General features: G+C 76.6%; 16 protein-coding genes. 8 read left to right on the forward strand and 8 right to left on the reverse strand.

The features are described from left to right. Window positions 1-180 precede the first annotated feature (180 nt). The gene (gene mraZ / locus Ae331Ps2_RS27860; protein WP_043276508.1) at window positions 181-612 is read right to left on the reverse strand and encodes a division/cell wall cluster transcriptional repressor MraZ; all 432 of its coding nucleotides are present in this window, start codon (window positions 610-612) and stop codon (window positions 181-183) included. Window positions 613-1306: 694 nt separating this feature from the next. Here mraZ and Ae331Ps2_RS27865 point away from each other — a divergent pair. The 4 genes from Ae331Ps2_RS27865 to Ae331Ps2_RS27880 are packed head-to-tail and all read left to right on the forward strand — an operon-like array spanning window position 1307 to window position 6618. Further along, window positions 1307-2260, forward strand: a complete 954-nt coding sequence (locus tag Ae331Ps2_RS27865; protein WP_075305626.1) for a MoxR family ATPase — start codon at window positions 1307-1309, stop codon at window positions 2258-2260. Between the two features lies 1 nt (window position 2261). Continuing rightward, a complete protein-coding gene (locus Ae331Ps2_RS27870; RefSeq protein ID WP_083696100.1) occupies window positions 2262-3626 on the forward strand; it encodes a DUF58 domain-containing protein in 1365 nt (454 codons plus the stop codon). Beyond that, the gene (locus tag Ae331Ps2_RS27875; protein WP_083696102.1) at window positions 3623-5971 is read left to right on the forward strand and encodes a DUF3488 and transglutaminase-like domain-containing protein; all 2349 of its coding nucleotides are present in this window, start codon (window positions 3623-3625) and stop codon (window positions 5969-5971) included. Before Ae331Ps2_RS27870 ends, Ae331Ps2_RS27875 begins: the two co-directional genes overlap by 4 nt. Window positions 5972-6015: 44 nt before the next feature. Continuing rightward, a complete protein-coding gene (locus Ae331Ps2_RS27880; RefSeq protein ID WP_075305624.1) occupies window positions 6016-6618 on the forward strand; it encodes a TetR/AcrR family transcriptional regulator in 603 nt (200 codons plus the stop codon). 681 nt (window positions 6619-7299) lie between these two features. Here Ae331Ps2_RS27880 and Ae331Ps2_RS27890 read toward each other — a convergent pair. Beyond that, window positions 7300-7710, reverse strand: coding sequence for a DUF3040 domain-containing protein (locus tag Ae331Ps2_RS27890; RefSeq protein ID WP_020623751.1), 411 nt, complete (start codon window positions 7708-7710; stop codon window positions 7300-7302). A 312-nt stretch (window positions 7711-8022) separates the two neighbouring features. Next, the gene (locus tag Ae331Ps2_RS27895) at window positions 8023-8781 is read right to left on the reverse strand and encodes a bifunctional 2-polyprenyl-6-hydroxyphenol methylase/3-demethylubiquinol 3-O-methyltransferase UbiG (protein WP_233147495.1); all 759 of its coding nucleotides are present in this window, start codon (window positions 8779-8781) and stop codon (window positions 8023-8025) included. Between the two features lie 127 nt (window positions 8782-8908). Here Ae331Ps2_RS27895 and Ae331Ps2_RS27900 point away from each other — a divergent pair, with 127 nt between their 5' ends. After that, complete coding sequence (locus Ae331Ps2_RS27900; protein ID WP_020623749.1) at window positions 8909-9739, forward strand: ParA family protein; 831 nt, start codon at window positions 8909-8911, stop codon at window positions 9737-9739. Window positions 9740-9823: 84 nt separating this feature from the next. Here Ae331Ps2_RS27900 and Ae331Ps2_RS33685 read toward each other — a convergent pair whose 3' ends face one another. Together Ae331Ps2_RS33685 and Ae331Ps2_RS27910 are read right to left on the reverse strand one after the other, a co-directional pair. Further along, entirely contained in the window at window positions 9824-10303 is a 480-nt protein-coding gene (locus Ae331Ps2_RS33685) for an SAV_6107 family HEPN domain-containing protein (protein WP_233147494.1), read from the reverse strand. A 444-nt stretch (window positions 10304-10747) separates the two neighbouring features. Next, window positions 10748-11068 (reverse strand): hypothetical protein, encoded by a 321-nt coding sequence (locus Ae331Ps2_RS27910; RefSeq protein WP_051050348.1) that lies wholly within the window; start codon window positions 11066-11068, stop codon window positions 10748-10750. 326 nt (window positions 11069-11394) lie between these two features. On the opposite strand from Ae331Ps2_RS27910, the gene Ae331Ps2_RS27915 reads away from it, so the two are divergent. Both Ae331Ps2_RS27915 and Ae331Ps2_RS27920 read left to right on the forward strand, forming a co-directional pair. Next, on the forward strand, window positions 11395-12006 hold the full coding sequence (locus Ae331Ps2_RS27915) for an N-acetyltransferase (RefSeq protein WP_075311555.1): 612 nt from the start codon (window positions 11395-11397) through the stop codon (window positions 12004-12006). Between the two features lie 37 nt (window positions 12007-12043). Further along, the gene (locus tag Ae331Ps2_RS27920) at window positions 12044-12724 is read left to right on the forward strand and encodes a DUF3153 domain-containing protein (RefSeq protein WP_043281087.1); all 681 of its coding nucleotides are present in this window, start codon (window positions 12044-12046) and stop codon (window positions 12722-12724) included. Window positions 12725-12742: 18 nt separating this feature from the next. On the opposite strand, the gene Ae331Ps2_RS27925 is transcribed toward Ae331Ps2_RS27920, so the two are convergent. The 3 genes from Ae331Ps2_RS27925 to Ae331Ps2_RS27935 form a co-directional block, all read right to left on the reverse strand. Beyond that, on the reverse strand, window positions 12743-13363 hold the full coding sequence (locus Ae331Ps2_RS27925) for a DedA family protein (RefSeq protein ID WP_139318678.1): 621 nt from the start codon (window positions 13361-13363) through the stop codon (window positions 12743-12745). Window positions 13364-13444: 81 nt separating this feature from the next. After that, complete coding sequence (locus tag Ae331Ps2_RS27930; RefSeq protein WP_083696389.1) at window positions 13445-14689, reverse strand: LCP family protein; 1245 nt, start codon at window positions 14687-14689, stop codon at window positions 13445-13447. 221 nt (window positions 14690-14910) lie between these two features. Next, complete coding sequence (locus Ae331Ps2_RS27935) at window positions 14911-15261, reverse strand: helix-turn-helix transcriptional regulator (RefSeq protein ID WP_020627231.1); 351 nt, start codon at window positions 15259-15261, stop codon at window positions 14911-14913. 86 nt (window positions 15262-15347) lie between these two features. Between Ae331Ps2_RS27935 and mgtA the strand changes: the two genes are divergently transcribed. Beyond that, complete coding sequence (gene mgtA / locus Ae331Ps2_RS27940; RefSeq protein WP_249265292.1) at window positions 15348-18086, forward strand: magnesium-translocating P-type ATPase; 2739 nt, start codon at window positions 15348-15350, stop codon at window positions 18084-18086. The last annotated feature ends 69 nt before the right edge of the window (window positions 18087-18155 follow it).

Consider the following 18155-nt stretch of genomic DNA (forward strand, 5'->3'; position numbering starts at 1 on the left):
GCGCCTGCGCCGTCCCCACCCGGGGGCCGTGCCGAGACGGACCTGGCACCGGGGAAGGTGTGCCAGGGCCATCTCGATCACGGCACCCGGGTCGGGGCGGCGACGGTGGTGTCGTCCGCTGTCGGTCGTGCTGTCCTGCTCGGTACTGCCGCCGTCCGTCGTCCCGCCCGCCAGCGGGACTCAGAACAGCCCGGGCAGAACCTCCTCCTGGGCCTTGGCGAACTCGTCCTCGTGCCGCTCCTGGTACTCCTGCCAGGCCTGCGCGTCCCAGATCTCGGCACGCGTGAACGCGCCGATCACCACGCAGTCCTTGGACAGTCCGGCGTACCGGCGCAGCTCGGACTGGATCGCGATCCGGCCCTGGCCGTCGGGGTTCTGCTCGTCGGTGCCCGAGAAGAGGTTCCGCTGGAACACCCGCGCCGACTCGTTCGTCAGCGGGGCCGCGGCGATCTTGCGCGCCATCTCGGTGAAGGCGTCACGGGTGAACACGTAGAGGCAGTGGTCCTGCCCTTTCGTGATCATGCAGCCGCCTCGCAACTCGTCGCGGAACTTTGCGGGCAGCGTGAGCCGCCCCTTGTCGTCCAACTTCGGGGTGTAGGTGCCGAGGAACACCGACCCCACCTCCACCTGGGACCCCTGTTCGCCCCAGCGATCACCACACTACCCCACACTCACCCACCGTCAACCCGAGACGGGGGGATCTTCCGCCGTTCATCGAATGTTTCCGCAGGTCAGAAGCGGTGGGGGACGGTGGGGGCGCGCGCCGCGCCACCCGGTCGCGCGACGTCCGGAGGCCGTGTCGGGCCCGTCGCGCCCGTCCGGGGCGCCACCGCTCCCCCACCGCCGTCGTGGCTGGTCGGAGGCGGTTTCCGGGCCGATCGGGGCGTCCGGGGTGGGGACGAGTGGGGAGAGGGTGGGGCGACCGTGGGGAGGCCGGGTGGGGGGCGGTGGGGAGCCCGACGGACGCGTGGTGGGGTGGCGTGGGGAACCACGGTGGGGCGCGGTGGGGGAACCGCCGTGGAGTGCCGTGGGGCGCCGCGGCGGAGGTGCCGACGGCGCCGGCCGGGGCACTGCGGGGCCCGCCGCGTTCGGCCGTACGGAGCAGCGTCGCGGGGCAGGTGGCGGCGCCCGGTCCCGATCGGGGGACGTTTGACAGACTGGGGTCATCCGAGCCGTCTCCTGAGGAGGCCCGTTGTCGTCGAGCGCGCCGTCCGCGCCCTCCGTACCGCCCGTCCCGTCGCCGTCCGGTGGTCCCGTCCGCCGGGCCGAGGCCAGCGGTGCGCACCCCGGTTACGCGCCCGAGCCGATGGACGCCGTCGCCGTCGCCGACGCGGCGGGCCGGATCGCCGCCGCGATGGCGCGAATCATCGTCGGCAAGCCCGACACCATCCGGCTCGCCCTGGTCGCGATGCTCGCCGAGGGCCACCTGCTCGTCGAGGACGTGCCGGGCGCCGGCAAGACCACGCTGGCCAAGGCGCTCGCCCGCGCCGTCGACGGGGCGGTGAGCCGGGTGCAGTTCACCCCGGACCTGCTGCCCGGCGACATCACCGGCTCGTCGGTCTACAACCGCCAGACCGCGGAGTTCGAGTTCCGGCCCGGCCCGGTGTTCGCGAACGTCGTGATCGCCGACGAGATCAACCGCGCGTCACCGAAGACCCAGTCGGCGCTGCTGGAGTGCATGGCCGAGCACCAGGTCACCGTGGACGGCGGCACCTACCCGCTGGGTGACCCGTTCATGGTCGTCGCCACCCAGAACCCGGTGGAGATGGACGGCACCTACCCGCTGCCCGAGGCCCAGCAGGACCGGTTCACGATCCGCGTCTCGGTCGGCTACCCCGACCCGGCGGCCGAGCTGGCGATGCTCGAGGAGCACGGCTCGACCGACCCGCTGGAGCGGCTGCGGCCGGTCACCGACCTGCGCACGCTGCGGTCGATGATCGCCGGGGTGCGTGGTCTGCACACCGCGGCGGAGGTGCGCCGCTACTGCGTCGAGGTCGTCGGTGCGACGCGACGGCTGCCCGAGGTCCGCCTCGGGGCGTCGCCGCGCGCGACCCTGCACCTGCTGCGCGCCGCCCGGGCCTGGGCGGCGACGGCCGGGCGCGGGTACGTCGTGCCCGACGACGTCCAGGCCGTCGCCGTTCCCGTCCTCGCGCACCGGCTGATGCTGGGGCCCGAGGGGGTCGCGGCCCGCCGCACGCCGGCGGACCTGGTGCGGGCCGCCGTCGCGCGGGTCGCGGTGCCGTCCCCGCCGCGGGGCTGAGATGGCGCCGACCGCGCCGCCGCCGCGGACACCGGCTCCCGCCGAGCCCGGCGCCCCGGCCGCGTCCGGGTCGTCTCCGCCGTCCTCTCCGCCGCTCGCGACCGGCGGCGCACCGCGCCGGGAACGGCCGGCGGGGCTGACCGTGCGCGGGCGCTGCCTGCTCGCCGGCGGCGCCGCGATGGTCCTCTCGGCGATCGCGCTCGACGAGCGCGACCTCGTCCGGATCGGGGCGTTCGTGCTGCTCCTGCCGCTGCTCGCGCTCGTCGTCGCGCTGCGGTCGCGCCGCTCGCTGCAGGTCGCGCGCACCCTGGAGCCGGCCCGGCTGGAGGCGGGCGACGGCGGCACGGTGCTGCTGCGGATCGCCGGCGGCGCCCTGCTGGGCGCGTTGCGGATCGCCGACCACGTGCCCGACGCCGCCGGTCCCGCCGACCGCTACCCGCCACGGTTCACCGTGCACCGGCTCGGTCGCCGCGGTGCCCGGGTCGGCTACCCGGTGCGGCCCGCGGTCCGTGGCGCGTACCGGATCGGCCCGCTGCGCGGCCGCGGGACCGACGCACTCGGCCTGGCCGAGTTCCGCCACGACCTGCTGCCCGCCGACCGGCTGCTGGTCCTCCCCCGGGTCACCCCGCTCACCGGGCGGCCCGCCCTGACCTCCACCGCCGCCGGGCGTGGCGCCGAGGGCGGCAGCCGCCCCGGCCCCGGCACCCCGGACGTGCTGATCCGCCCCTACCGCCACGGCGACGAGCTGCGCCGCGTGCACTGGCGCTCCAGCGCCCGGCGTGACGAGCTGATGGTCCGCCTCGACGACCGGCCCGACCCGTCCGGCGTGACCCTGCTGATCGACCGGCGCGACAGCGCCCACCGCGGCCACGGACCCGCGTCCAGCCTGGAGTGGGCGGTGGCGTTCACCGCCAGCGCCGCGGTGCACCTGCTCCAGCGCGGCGAGGCCGTCGCGCTCGTCGACGAGTCCGGCGAGACCGTCGGCGACGTGCCGCCCGGTGTGACCGGCGCGGACGCCGTGCCCCCGCGGCTGGAGTCGCTCGCGGTGCTGCGGCCCTCGGCGAGCACCGGGATCACCGCACCCGGCCCCGGGCCCGGGCATCCGGAGGGGGTGCTCGCGGTGCTCGGCGGGACCGCGCCGCAGGACGTCACCGCGCTGGTCTCGGCCTGGCCGCGCGGCGGGCACGCCGTCCTCCTCGACGTCGACACCTGGTCGGCGGCGACGCGGGCCCGCCCGGCGTCGGTCGCGGCGGCCGCGCTGCGCCGTGCCGGGTGGCACGCCACCGTCGTCACCTCCGACATGACCGTCCAGCGGGCCTGGGCCGACGCCTGCGGCTCGCCCGGCACCGCGGGAGCGACCGGATGAGCGCGCCGACCCGGCCCCCCGTGCGGCCCGCGCCGCCACCCGCCGCGCCCGTCGCCGAGACCGCGCCGGCGGGCCGGACGCCGGGCGCGCCGGCCTGGACGGTGGTGCTGGGACCGGTCGCGACCGTCGTCGCGGTGCTGCTCGCCGGGACGGCGATGAGCTCGGTCGTGCAGGGCGCGGCCTGGTTCGCCCACGCCGCCGTCGCCGTCGTGCTGGTCGCCCTGGTCGGCGCCCTGCTGCTGCCGCTGCGGGCCTGGCTGGTCGCGCCCGGGCAGCTGCTGGCCCTGATCCTGCTGGTGACGGCGTGGTTCACCGGCAGCGGTGTGCTCGGGGTGCTCCCGGGCCCCACGGCGTTCGGCGAGCTGTCGGGCCTGCTCGGCGGTGCCGGGCAGCAGATCGACAGCGGCCTGCCGCCGGTGCCGGCGAGCCCGGAGATCCTGCTGCTGGTCGCCCTCGGGTTCGGCACGATCGCGATCGCGGTGTTCGGTCTCGCGGTGACCGTCGCCGCCCCGGCCGCGGCCGGGGTGCCGCTGCTCGTGGTGTTCGCGGTGCCGACCGCGCTGCAGCCGGACCTGCTGCCCTGGTGGACCGTCGTCGCGGCGACGCTCGGCTACGGCGTGCTGCTGCTCCTGCGCCCGGACCGGCTGCGACAGATCCCGGCCGGGGCCGCGGTCGTCGCGGTGGCCGTCGTGGGCTCGCTGCTGGTGGGGCTGCTGGCGTCGTCGGTGGGGACCTCGGGTCGCTTCGACGCCACCGGCGGGACCGGGGGCAACGCCGACGGCTCGATCGGGCTGAACCCGTTCACCTCGCTGCGCGGACAGCTGACCCGCAGCGAGCCGCGGCCGCTGTTCAGCGTCCGGGGTCTGGAGACCCCGACCTACCTGCGTGCGCTCACCCTGCAGACCTACGTGCCGCAGGAGGGCTGGAAGGCGGGCCGTCCGCTGCCGGGGGTGCCGCTGACCGGGCCGCTGCCGCCGTCGACGTCCGGGCCGGCCGCCGCGCAGGACGTGCAGGTCGAGAACCTCGGCTTCCGCGACTACTGGCTGCCGGTGTTCGGCGACCCCACCCGGATCGCGGTCGCCTCGCCGAGCTGGGCCTACGACGCCGCCGGCGGCATCGTCTACAGCGAACGCGCACAGTCCGAGGACGGCTGGACCCAGTCGATGCGGCTGCCGGAGCCCTCGGCCGACCAGCTGCGCGCGGCATCCGGCCCGACCACGGTCGACCGGGCCTACCTCGACACCGACGGGGTCGACCCGCGGGTCACCGCGATCGCCCGCGAGGTGACCGCCGGTGCCGCGACGCCGTTCGACCGGGCGATGGCGCTGGAGAACCACTTCACCGGGCCCGGCTCCCCCTTCACCTACAGCCTGGCGACCGCGCCGGGCAGCAACGGCGACGCCCTCGTCGACTTCCTGACCCGCGGCCGCACCGGCTACTGCGAGCAGTACGCCTCGGCCATGGCCGTCATGCTGCGCGCCGTCGACGTCCCGGCCCGGGTGGCGGTCGGTTTCACCGCGGGCGACGCCGACGGCTCCGGGGCCCGGACGATCACGACCGAGGACGCGCACGCCTGGGTCGAGGCGTGGTTCCCCGGGTACGGCTGGCTGACCTTCGACCCGACCCCGCTCGCCGACGGCCGCACCATCGACCCGGCCTACGTCCAGCAGGCCCGGGAGCAGGAGAGCGGCACGCCCGCCGCCGAGCAGACCCCGCAGCCCGAGCCGTCCGCGACACCCCCGCCCCCGGAGGCCGCCGGTCCCACCCCGGAGCCCCCGCCCACCGAGGAGCAGGCGGCGGACCGGCCGACGGCCGCGACCGGGTCGTGGTGGCCGCTGGTCGTGGCGCTGCTGCTGGCGGCCGCGGTGCTCGCCGTCGTGCTGACCCCGGGCCTGTGGCGCCGGCACCAGTACTCCCGACGGGCCGGGCTCGCCCGGGCCGGCGGCGACGGTGCGGCGACCGCGGCGTGGGACGAGGTCCTGGCCGCCTCCCGCGACCACGGGGTCCCGGTGCCGCCCGGGGACACCGTCCGCGCGGCCGCCGACCGCATCATCGAGCGGCACGGCCTGTCCGGGCGGCCCGCGGAGGCGCTGCGCGAGCTGGCGGGCCGGGTCGAGGCGAGCTGGTACGGCGGGATGCTGCCCGGGCCCGGCACGCTCGACGGCCTGGTGGACGAGGTCCGGACGGCGATCGCGGCCGGCGGAACGCCGTTGCGGGCCCGGGTGCTGCCGGCCTCGGTCGTGCCGGAGGCGGTCCGGCGCGGGCGCCGTCCGGCCGACGACGACGCGCCGGCCGACGACCTGGACGAGGTCCGCACGTCTCGGCCCGACGGCGACGTACACTGATCGGTGAAGTCGGGAGCACGGCGACACGGGGAGGAGGGTCGGCGATGTCGAGCGCGGAGGATCACGAGGCGCTGCGTGCGCCGGCGCTGACCCCGGGCGCGCGCCGGATCCTGGACGTGGCGTCGGAGCTCTTCTACCGGTGCGGGATCCACGCCGTCGGGGTCGACACCATCGCGGCCGAGTCCGGCATCACCAAGCGCACGCTCTACAACCGGTTCGGCTCGAAGGACCGCCTGGTCGAGGCCTACCTGCAGGCTCGGCACCACGCGTGGTGGGAGCTGATGGAACAGAGGGTGGCTGCGAGCCCGGGCTCGGGAGTGCTGGCGCTCTGGGACTCCTACACCCAGGACGTCGAGTTCTCCGGGCGTGGCTGCGCCTTCATCAACGCCGCGGGAGAGCTTCCCGCGGACCATCCCGCCCATCGCGTCGTCCGCGCCCACAAGCGTGCGGTGCGCCGGCATCTCGAAGCACTCGTCCGGGCCGACCACCCCGGGATCGCCGGTCCCGAAGCGGCGGCCAACCTGGTGTTCCTGCTCCTCGAAGGCGCGATCACCCACCACGGCATCGGCGACGACCCCGACCTCCTGCGCAGGGCGCGAGAGGCGGCCGAGCGCCTGCTGCGGGACGAACGAGCGGCGCTGCACTGAGCAGGCAGGCCACTCCGGCCACGCGCCGTGCCCGCTCGCACCCGGCCCCGAGGACCGGGGGCGACCGCATCGTCTCGCAGCTCCGACGGCGACGTGGGCCGGCCTCCGCGTCAGCGTGTGACGGGGTCCGGGCCCGCCCCGGGGAGCGTGCCGCCGGCCAGGCGAAGTCCCCCACCGGCATCGACCGTCCAGCGCAGAGGGTGCACCTGGTCCCGGTCGGCCTCCCGACCTCCGATCGCGTCGCCGCCGTACTCCCGGACGGGCCGGGCACGCCGTGGAGCAGGCGGTGGGGCGCCGTGTCGGATCGCGCTGCCGGCGTTGACGCCCCACGCGACGTCCCGCAGGAACTCCATGACCACGTGCAGAACCTGACGCATCCGAGACCCCTTCACAGATCAGTGAACTCGTGGAGGGTCGACGCTAGGTACACAGATCTGTGAAGTCAAGTCCGGAGCCCACTCTCCGGCGACACCGGCGCAGCGCAGCGGGCCCCTGACGACGCGACCGCCGGATCCCGGTCGCCGAGCCGATGCCCCGTGGGCAGCCGTGGGCAGCGCGCCCCCCTACCCGACCGTCAGGCACCCGGCGACGGTGCCGGACACACGACGGCGGGGCGGGTCACCGAGTCGGTGTCCCGCCCCGCCGGGCGTCACGCGGGCAGTCGCCTGGGGCGCCCGGGCGTCACTCCTGCTCGAAGCGACGCCGGAAGCGCTCCTCCATCCGGCCGGTGAAGCCACCGCCGCTCTCGCCGGACTGCTTGTCCTTGGGGGCGGATCCGCCCTGGCCGGTCGTCTCCTCGCCGCCACGACGGGCGCCGATCGAGGTGACCGCCAGCAGCGCGCCACCGAGCATGGCGAGGAAGCCGACGATGCTGAGGATCGGCAGGTCGCCGAGCCAGAGCGCCCGGAAGGGGATCCCGGCGACGAGCAGCACGAGGCCCACCACGAACAGGACGGCGCCCTGGATCCGGCGGCGCCGGGCGGGCTTGCTCCGCCGGCTACCGCTGACCGAGGACGCGAACTTGGGGTCCTCCTGGTAGAGGGCGCGTTCGATCTGTTCGAGCAGGCGCTGCTCGTGCTCGGAGAGCGGCATGCCTTCACCTCCGGCACACGTAATCGGACGGTAGGCCGCATTCGGCCCGGGCTTCCTGCCCCGACCGGTACGACGGGCGCCCCAACCTGGGCGTCTGAGGACAAGAGTACGAGGCGAATCGTGCCGCGACCACCCGGACCGTCCAACCCGCTCGGCTGATCGTCGAGCGGACGGTGTTGCGCGGCGTGTCGTCGGTCACCCGGACCGTCGCGGACCCACCCGGACGGGGGTGGGCGGACGAGTGAACGCCGGTCGACCGATCACCGACGGCAGCCGGACGACGACCGTCGGACACCGGCGGCGGGACGGGCGTCAGTACCGCCGGGCGAGCAGATGCAACCGCGGGGCGACCTCGGCGAGGGCGCCGACCTGCGACGCGAGCGCGTCCAGTTCGTCACGTTCCTCGCGGCCCGCCGCCTCGCCCTCCTGACCGGGGCCGGGCAGCCACGCCTCGAGGGTGCCGTCGCCCTGGAGGATCTCGGTCTGCAGGCGTCCGGTCCCGGCGGCGAGCTCCTGCAGCCGGTGCGCGTCGAACCGGCGCAGCAGCCGGTCGTCGGAACCGGTGCGCCCCTCGGGGTCGGTGAGCAGGGCACGGGCCTCGGCCAGCCGACCGCTGGCCAGGCGCCCGATGAACGCGCCGTAGCGCCCCACCGTCAGCACCGACACCGCTCCGCCCGGGGCGGCGGCCGCGGCGAGCGCGGCGAGCACCCGGTCCGGGCCGTCGACGACCTCGAGCAGCCCGTGACCCAGCACGAGGTCGGCGCCGTCGGCCGGGGCGACCTCGGCGAGGGTGTCGACGTCGCCGTTCACCGGGGTGACCCGGTCGGTGACCCCGGCCTCCCCGGCGCGTCGGGCCAGCGTCGCCAGCGCGTTGGGGCTGGTGTCGACGACGGTCACCGCACAGCCGGCGATCGCCAGCGGCACCGCCCAGGTGCCGCTGCCCCCGCCGACGTCGAGCACCCGGGGCGCGGCCCCGGTGTCCCGGCGGACACGGTCGATCTCCCTGTCCAGCACCCGGAACACGGCAGCCCCGCGCGCTGCTCCGGCCTGCTCGCGTGTCGGCGATCCCACGGCGCCGAGACTAGTGGCCCCTGCCGGTGCCCGGCCCGCCCGCCCGCCACGACACCCACGGCGGGGCGCCGACGATCATGTGGACTCCGCCCGGCGACCGTGCCGGACCGCACGGTAGGTTGGGTGAGTGCAGGTCGTCGCCACGCTCAGTCTCAAGGGTGGCGTCGGCAAGACCACGGTCGCACTGGGTCTGGCCGGCGCGGCGCAGCGTCACGGCGTCTCCACCCTCGTGGTGGATCTCGACCCGCAGGCCAATGCCACCACCGCGCTCGACCCGGAGCCGACCACGGCCACCGTCGCCGACGTGCTGGACGAGCCGCGCCGCGCGGTCGTCGAGCGGGCCATCGCGCCGTCGGCGTGGGGCGAGGGCCTCGACGTGCTGGTCGGTGCGGAGCAGACCGAGCGGCACAACCACCCCGACCCGGGGGCGGCGCAGCTGTACCGGCTCGACCGCGCCCTGCAGCGGCTGGCGGGCGAGCTGATCACCGACGACTCCGGCGGCTCCGAGCCCGCCGAGGAGCGCTACCGGCTGGTGATCGTGGACTGCCCGCCGTCGCTGGGGCAGCTGACCCGCAGCGCGCTGTCGGCCGCGGACCGGGCGATCCTGGTGACCGACCCGACGATGTTCTCGGTGTCCGGCGTGCAGCGCGCGTTCGACGCGGTCCAGACCGAGCGCGAGCGGTCCAACGACCGCCTGCAGCCGTTGGGCGTGCTGGTCAACCGGGTGCGGCCGCGCAACACCGAGCACGAGTTCCGGATCTCCGAGCTGCGCGAGCTGTTCGGCCCCCTGGTGTTCAACAGCGTCCTGCCCGACCGCTCGGCGGTCCAGCAGGCCCAGGGCGCCTGCCTGCCGATCCAGGCCTGGGACACCCCGGGCGCCCGGGAGATCTCCGCGGTGTTCACCGCGCTGCTGGGCCGGGTGCTGCGCAGTGCCTCGCGCCCCGCCGCCTCGGCCTGACCGACCTCCTCCCGGATCTGCTCGCCGCGCCCGATCCCGGCGGCCCGACCTGCCCCGGCGCCGTCCGCCGCTCCGGCGGGGGCCTCACCGGGGCAGCAGCAGCTGTACCCGGGTCACGAACTGCTCGGCCTGGCGCAGCAGGTCGTCGGCGGCCCGCCGGTCGACGTGCCGCCCGATCCCGGCCTCGGCCTCGATCCGCAGCCGCGAGCAGCCGGCGAAGAACGCCGCCCACTCCTCCAGCTCCGGGGCGACCTCGGCGAGGAGCCGCCAGACGTCGCGCGGGGCTCCCCGGCGGGTCCTGGGCCGGGCCCGCATGGCCAGCACCGCCGCCCCGGCACGGAGCGCGGCGAGGTAGGCCGCCGGGTAGCGACGCAGCGGCTCGGTCTCCCGGTGCGCCTCGGCGAGCTGCTCGGCAGCCTGGCGCAGCAGCCCGAGCGCGTCCCGCGACGGCGGAGCGGGCGCGGGCGACCCGAGCGGCGCCGCCGGCCGCGCGGTCTCGCCGGCCGGTCGTGCAGGGCCCCCGTCCGGTCGTGCGGGGCCTCCGGGCACGACGGTGCTGCCCACGGTCGGTCGTCCCGGACCTCCGGTCGGTCGGGCGGCGCCGCCGCCCGCCGGCGCGGACGTGCCCGGCAGGGGGATCACCTGCCCGGACCGGCCGGCGGCTCCGGTCGATCCGGGCCGACCCGGCCGTCCGGTGCACCCGGCCCCCGCCGGGTCCGTACCGGTCCGGCCGCTCCCCCGCCGGGACGGCGCCGCCCCGGACGCGGACTCCGTACGGTCGGCAGCGGCCCGTGCCGAGCCCCGCCCCGAGCCCCGTGCCGCGCCGCAGTCCAGCGGCCACAGCCCGTCGGCGACCGGCCGCACCCGGGCGGACCGCCGCGCCGGTGGGGCGACGGACACCGGGGCGTCGCCCGGCCGTCGTGTCCCGGCGGACCGCGGCGCCGGCAGCGCCAGGTCCAGTTCCATCGTCCTGCTCCGCACGTGCACCTCCCGCACCTCCCGCACCACTCAGTCGACCTTCACCAGGTCCCACACGCCCGGACCGGACCGCATCCGCAGCACCACCTCACGCGGCGGCTCCTGCGGGTCCTGCACCGACCGGGCGAGCACCCGCCAACAGCTCAGCCGGTCCCCGCCCACCGGCATCGGCGACGGGAACGGCCACGGGGACTCCTCGATCCACTGGTCTCGAACCCCGGTGACCAGAAAATGTTCCCCGCGGCGCGACGGACGCCGGGAGAACTCGACCGGCTCACCGTTCTGCCAGCGCACGTCGATCGCCGCCGGCTGGCGGGACCGGAACAAACGCGAGAAGCCGCCCACTGGCATCACCACGCCCTCCACCCGGTGGCCGGGCCTCGGTTCCCACCACCGGAATCGGTCTCCGGGACGCCCGGCGACGGGGTGCTTCCCCCACTCCGCCCACCGGACGCCCCGGCATCGAACGCGCGTTCGACATACGACAGTAGAACGCGTGTTCGATCGTCGCGTCAAGTCGGGTGCCCGGGTGGCGCCACTCACCCACCGGCTCCGTGGCGGGGCACCCGGTCCGGACCCGCCGCAACCGGCCGGGCGTGGTGTGATGGGGACATGCACCCGGACACCGACCCCGCCCCCGCGCGGGCGTGCGGTCACCACCGGGGCCGGTGGTCGCGGTGACCGCCGCGCCGTCGCGGGCGCGTCTGGTCGGTCTCGGCCGCAGCGAGTTCGCCGACCGGCTGGGCGAGGCGATCGACGTCTACGTCACCGCGATGGGCTACCCGCGGTCGACCGCACGCCAGCGCCGCTCGCTGTGGCTCGAGCACTCCTACCGGCCGGGCTGGCGCTCGGTCGGCTGGCTCGACGAGCAGGACCGGCTCACCGGCATCGGCTACGGCTACTGGGGCGGCCCCGGGCAGTGGTGGTTCGAGGAGGTCCGCCGCGGACTGCGGGCCCGGCGCGGGGAGCCGGACGCCGTGAGCGCCGACTGGCTGACCGACTACTTCGAGCTGACCGAGCTGCACGTCCACCCGCAGGCCCAGGGCTCGGGCATCGGTGAGGCGCTGCTGCGGGCGCTGGCCCGCGACGCCGCCCGGAGCCGGATGCTGCTGTCCACCCCCGAGTACGGCCGCGCCAGGCCCGGCCGGGCCTGGCGGCTCTACCGTCGCGCCGGGTTCGTCGACGTGCTGCGCGAGCACCTGTTCACCGGCGACCCGCGCCCCTTCGCCGTCCTCGGGCGCGAGCTTCCCCTGCTCCCCACGGATCACCCGACACACGCCCCCGAGTGACACCGGGACCGTCGTACCCGGGTGGCACGATGACGCCATGCCGTCGCACCACACCGCGCCACCCGCACGCCGTCGATCCCGGACGCGTGCGCTCGTGCTGCTCGCGGTGCTGGCCCTGCTCGCGCTGACCGGCTGTGCCCGGGTCCAGGTGGCCCTCGCCGTCCAGCCGGACGACACCGTCGACGGCACGATCGTCGTCGCGACGCCCGCGGGCGCGCCGGACGGTCGCGGCCCGCAGCTGGCGGTCCCGGCCGACCTCACGGACGAGGTCGAGCTGTCGCCGTACGACCAGGACGGCTTCGTCGGCACCCGCGCGGCCTTCGAGAACCTCACCTTCGCGCAGGTCTCGCAGCTGAACCTGCTCGGCGGGAACGCGTCGGGCCGGGCGAACCTGGAGCTGCGCCGGGTCGGGGAGCGGATCGCCGTGCAGGGCCGGGCCGACCTGACCACGATGCCGGTGGACCGGGCCGACGTGCGGCTCGCGATGAGCTTCCCTGGCGAGGTCGTCGAGTCCGACGGCGAGACCGACGGCGGCACCGTCACCTGGGAGTTCGTCCCCGGTGAGGTCTCCCAGATCAACGCCTCGGTGATCTCGACCGATCCGAACGCGCCGTCGATCCTGGGCTGGTCGCTGCTGCTGGCCGGACTCGTCGTCGTCGCGGCGGGGGCCGCCGTGCTGCTGGCCCGGCGCGACCGGAACCCGCCGATCCGGCGCTGAGGGCGCGCCCGTCCGGTCTCAGGCGGCGTCGCGGCGGTCGTCGGCGAGCACGGCGACGGTCTCGCGGGCGGCGGCCCGGCGGGCCTGCGCACGACGACGCCGCACCCGCCACCCGACGACGCCGGCGACGACCACGAACGCGAGGACCACCCAGCCGGCGATCCCGAAGGCCTTCTCGAACTGCTCGGCGGCCTCGCGCAGCAGGAAGCCCGCGGTCACGTGCACGGCCGACCAGACGGTCGCCCCGACGACGACGGCGGGCAGGAAGCGCCGCAGCGGCAGTCCGGACGCGCCCGCCGCGGCCGGGGTCATCGTCCGCACCACCGGCAGGAACCGGGCGCAGAGCACCGCCCACGGACCCCAGCGGAGCAGGGTGCGGGCGGCGTCGTCCCAGGCGTCGCGGCCCATCCGGCCGATGATCCGGGACTCGCGCAGGCGCGGGCCGAAACGGCGGCCGATCGCGTAGCCGATCAAGTCGCCGCAGGCCGCGGCGACCGCGACCACCGCGGTGACCAGCACCGCGGCCGGGACGTCCGGGACGGCCATCGCGGCGCCGATGAGCACGGTCTCGCCGGGCAGGACGAGCCCGACGCCGATCGTGGTCTCGCCGAGGGTGACCAGCCCCGCGACGAGCACCACCACCCACAACGGGACGGAGGTCAGGAAGTCGATGATCTCGGTGATGATGGGAGGCTCCTCGGCCGGGGTGACGGGGCCGCGTCAGTCGACGCAGGGCACCCCGTCGGCGGTCAACTCGGGCTGGGTGTCGGCGGCCGGGGTCGGGTCACCCCGGGGCGCCGCGGCCCGTCCGGTCCTGCTCTCCGTGGTGGCCGGGGCCGGGGACGACGGTGTCGGCGCGGCGGTGTCCGCGTCGTCGCCGGCCCCGGGGTCGGCCGGCGCCCCGGGCGCGGTCAGCCCGGCGAAGAACGCGGTGACCTGGGCCGGGTCGACCTTCACCGCGACACCCTCGCTGCCGGTCCGGTAGTCGGCCCGGCCGGTGGGGATGGTGCGGAAGGTGACCCGGTCCCCGCGCAGCTGCGAGGCGTGGGCGAGCATCGAGGTGAGGTCCCAGCCCTGGTCGAGCACGACGGCCCCGTTGATCGCCTGCATCAGGTCGGCGACGGCCGTCGGGTCGGTGAGGGTGCCCGCCGACAGCAGCCGGTGGGTCAGCCCCGCGAGGAACGCCTGCTGGCGGCGGACCCGGTCGAGGTCCCCCTCGGGCAGGCCGTGGCGTTGGCGGACGAACTGGAGCGCCCGGGCGCCCTGCACGGTCTGCGGGCCCGCGGCGAAGTCGGCGCCCGAGTAGCTGTCGTGCACCGGGGCCTTGAGGCACACCGGGACGCCGCCGAGCGCGCGGGTGATGTCGGCGAACCCGGCGAGGTTGACCTGGGCGTAGTGGTCGATCGAGACGCCGGTGAGCTCCTCGACGGTGCGCACGAGCAGCCTGCTGCCCGCGGCGTTGGCCGCCCGCTCCAGGTCCGGCCCGCTCAGGCCCTGGTGGACCAGGTCCGGCCGAGCCATCGCCGCGCCGCGCGCCAGCGCCGAGTTGATCTTGTGCATGCCGAGGCCGGGGACGTCGACCCAGGAGTCGCGCGGGATCGACACCGCGGACGCGCCGAGGTCGGGGTCGTCCGGGATCCGGACCAGCATCAGGGTGTCGGTGTTGTCCTGGCCGTCGGCGTCGCCGGCGTCCAGGGCGTCCAGGACCTCGCGCGGGAGCGGGTTGCCGCGGGCGTCGACCCGGGAGTCGCTGCCGACCAGCAGGATGTCGGTCGCGCCGTCGGCGACGTGCGGGCCGGTGACGTCGGCGGTGGTCAGGCCGCTGGTGCCGCCGACCATCGCCCAGCCGGCGCCGGTGGCGAGGAAGACCGCGACCGACAGCGCCGCGACGAGGCCGCGGACGCGGTGCCACCGCGGGGCGGGGGTGCGCTGCTCGGCGCGGGGCCAGGGGGCGACCGGGCGCATCGGCGTGGTGGGACGGGCACCGGGGTCGGTGGGCCGGGACCGCGGACCGGCCGACGCACCGCCGGGGACCGCCGGTGACGACCGGGGTCCGGCGGGTCCGCCGGAGCGGGGCCACCCCTGCGGCGCCCGGGTGTCGCGCCGGGCCGTCGGGGCGCCGGGCGGACGGGGCGTGCCGGCACGGTCCGGACGCGGACGGCCCGGGGGCACCGGACCCGGCGGCGTCACGCGCTCCCCCGGTCGCGGACGGCGTCCGGCCCGCGACGGCGGTCCTGCGCGGCCACCACGGTGCGGACCACCTCGACCATGCCGGCGTCGGCGATGACGTAGATCTGGTGGCGGCCCTCGCGACGGGCCCGGACCAGCCCGGCGAGCTTGAGCTTCGCCAGGTGCTGGCTCACCGCCGCCACCGGCTGGCCGAGGACCGCGGCGAGCGTGCCGACGTCACGCGGGCCGTCGGCGAGCAGCCAGACGATCTGCAGCCGCGAGGTCGCGGCGAGCATCCCGAACGCCGCGGCCGCGTCGGCCAGCAGCTCGGGGTCGAGGGGCTGCGGGCCCTCGGGGGCGGTCTCCACCGGACCTCCAGACAGTTGCGTCACTTACGCAACTGTTACCGTACCGGGCGGTGCCGGACGCGGTGCCGGGGACCGGAGGAGCACCGTTGGACCGGACGATCGGACGCGACGGTGCCGCGGCGCGGCCACCACCCGCACCCGCCGGTCCGCCCGCCACGCCCGGCGAGCCCGCGCTGCGGCACTGGGCGGACGCCGACGCGTTCGCGCTGTTCCGGGGCCTGGAGTCCTCGCGCCGCGGACTCTGTGAGGACACCGCCGCGCTGCGGCTGCACGTCCACGGCGACAACGCCGCCGACGCCGTCCGACGCACGGGCGCGACCGCCCGTGCCCGCCGCGCGCTCGCCGGGCCGTTCTCCGGCCTGATGACGGTGCTCGGGGTGCTGCTCGCCGTCGCCGGCAGCCCCGGCAGCGCGACGCTGGTGCTCGTGGTCGCCGCGCTCGGCGTCGTGCTGCGCCTGTGGCACGCCGTCCGCAGCGACCGGCTCTCGCGGGAGCTGCGGGCGCACGCCGCGACCACGGTGACGGTCCGCCGCCGCCCGGCCCCCGGGACGACACCGCGGGACAGCGAGGTGCCGCCGGAGGACCTGGTGCCCGGCGACGTCGTGCTGCTCGGCGCGGGCGACCCCGTCCCGGCCGACGCGCGGCTGCTGCGCGCCCGGGACCTGCTGGTCGACCAGTCGTCGCTGTCCGGGGAGCTGCTGCCGGTGGCGAAGGCCCCGCCGTCGTCACGGGGGCCGTCGTCACGGGGGTCGCGCCCGGCGCCGCGGCGACGGCCGTCGCGGGCCGGGTCCGACGACGGGCCGGTCACCGCGCACCCGGCGCTGCTGTTCGCCGGGAGCACCGTGGTGCGCGGCACCGCGACGGCGGTCGTGCTGGCCACCGGCGCGCACACCCACACCGAGGAGCTCGCCGGGCGCGGCCGCCGTCCCCGGCCGGAGTCGGAGGTGGACCGGGGCCTGCGGTCGGTGCGCCGGGCACTGGTGCGCTGCATGCTGCTCGCGGCGCCGCTGGTGCTGCTGGTGAACGTCGAGGTGTCCGGCGACGTGCGGCAGGCGTTGCTGTTCGCCGTCGTCGTCACGGTGGGGCTGGCCCCCGAGCTGCTGCCGCTGATCGTCGGGACCACGCTGCTGCGCGGCACCACCCGACTGCGCGAGTCCGGGGTGCTGGTGACCCGCCCGGAGGCCATCCACGACCTCGGGTCGATCGACGTCGCCTGCCTGGACAAGACCGGCACGCTCACCGAGGACCGGGTGGTGTTCACCCACTCCATCGACGTCGACGGCCGTCCCGAACCCGCCCCGGCGGACGCGGCGGCGGTCGCGGTGCGTTTCCAGACCACCCCGCGCGACGGCCTCGACGACGCCATGGCCGCCGCCGACCGGGACGGGTCGGCGCTGCTGGCCCACGGCCTGCTCACCCGGGTCGAGGAGCTGCCGTTCGACCACTCCCGTCGCCGCTCCGCGGTGGTGCTGCGCGACGCGCACGACCCCGGTGAGCTGGTGATCGTGCGCGGTGACCCGGACACGGTGCTCCCCCGCTGCACCCGGGTCGCGCGCGCGGGCGGGCCCGTCGAGCTGACCGCGTCGCTGCGGGCCGCGGCCGCCGACGCGGTGGCCGGGCACCGCGCGACCGGGCTGCGGGTCGTCGCCGTCGCCACCCGGCGGACGCCCCTGCTGCGGCCGCTCGGCGCCGGTGACGACGACGACCCCGAGCGCGACCTGCTGCTGCTGGGCTTCGTCGGGATGGTCGACCCGGTGCGGGAGTCCGCGGCCCGTGCGGTGGAGCGCTTCGCCGAGCAGGGTGTCGCGGTGAAGGTCCTGACCGGCGACGACACCGCGGTCGCCGAGCAGGTGTGCGCGCGGGCCGGGATCGCCGTGACCGGAGTCCTCGACGGCGCCGCGCTGGACGGGCTCAACGACGTCGCGCTGGCCCGCGCGGTGGAGCGCACCACCTTGTTCACCCGGCTCGGACCGCTGCAGAAGGAGCGGGTCGTGGGCGCGCTGCAGGCCCGCGGGCACACCGTCGGGTTCCTCGGCGACGGCCTCAACGACGTCGGCGCGCTGCGGATCGCCGACGTCGGGATCGGCGTCGACGGGGCGGTGCCCGCCGCGCGGGCGGCCGCGGACATCGTGCTGGCCGACCGCAGCCCCGACGTCGTCGTCTCCGCGGTCGAGGAGGGCAGGCGGACCCTGGGCCGCGCCACCCGCTACCTGACCGTGACCGCCGCGCTGAACGTCGGCAACACGCTGTCGGTGCTGGTCGCCTCGGCGGTGCTGCCGTTCCTGCCGCTGCTGCCCGCGCAGCTGCTGCTGCAGGGCGTGCTGTTCGGCGTGGCCGCGCTCTCGCTGTCGTTCGACCGGGTGGAGCCGGGGTGGACGGCGCGGCCCCGGCGCTGGGACACCCGCGGGATGCTCTGGTTCATGGCGGTCCTGGGGCCGCTGGCCTCGGCGTTCGACCTGGTCACGTTCTGGGCGGTGTGGCGCTTCCTGGGGCTGGACACCCCGCAGGAGCAGGCGGTGTTCCAGGCCGTCTGGTTCTCCGAGGGCATGCTGTCCCAGGTCCTGGTGCTGCTCCTGCTGCGGACCAGGGCGGGACGCGCGTCGCGGCCGGTGGTGGCGACGGTGTGCGCCGTCGTGCTCGCCGGGCTCGCGGTGCCCTACACCCCGCTCGCCCCCCTGTTCGGGATGGCGGCGCCGCCGCCCGCGGTGTGGCCGCTGCTGGCGGCCGTCGTGCTGCCGTTCCTGGCCTGCGTGGCCGCGATCCGGCCGCTGTACCTGCGTCACGTGCTGGGGATCGACGCCGCGGACCTCCGCCGGGAGCGCTGACCGTCGCGGGGCCGGGGACGTGCGTCCCCGGCCCCGCGGACCGGTTCGGAGCAACCCAGAGCAACCCAG

This window comes from Pseudonocardia sp. Ae331_Ps2 (assembly GCF_001932405.1).
Lineage (GTDB): Bacteria > Actinomycetota > Actinomycetes > Mycobacteriales > Pseudonocardiaceae > Pseudonocardia.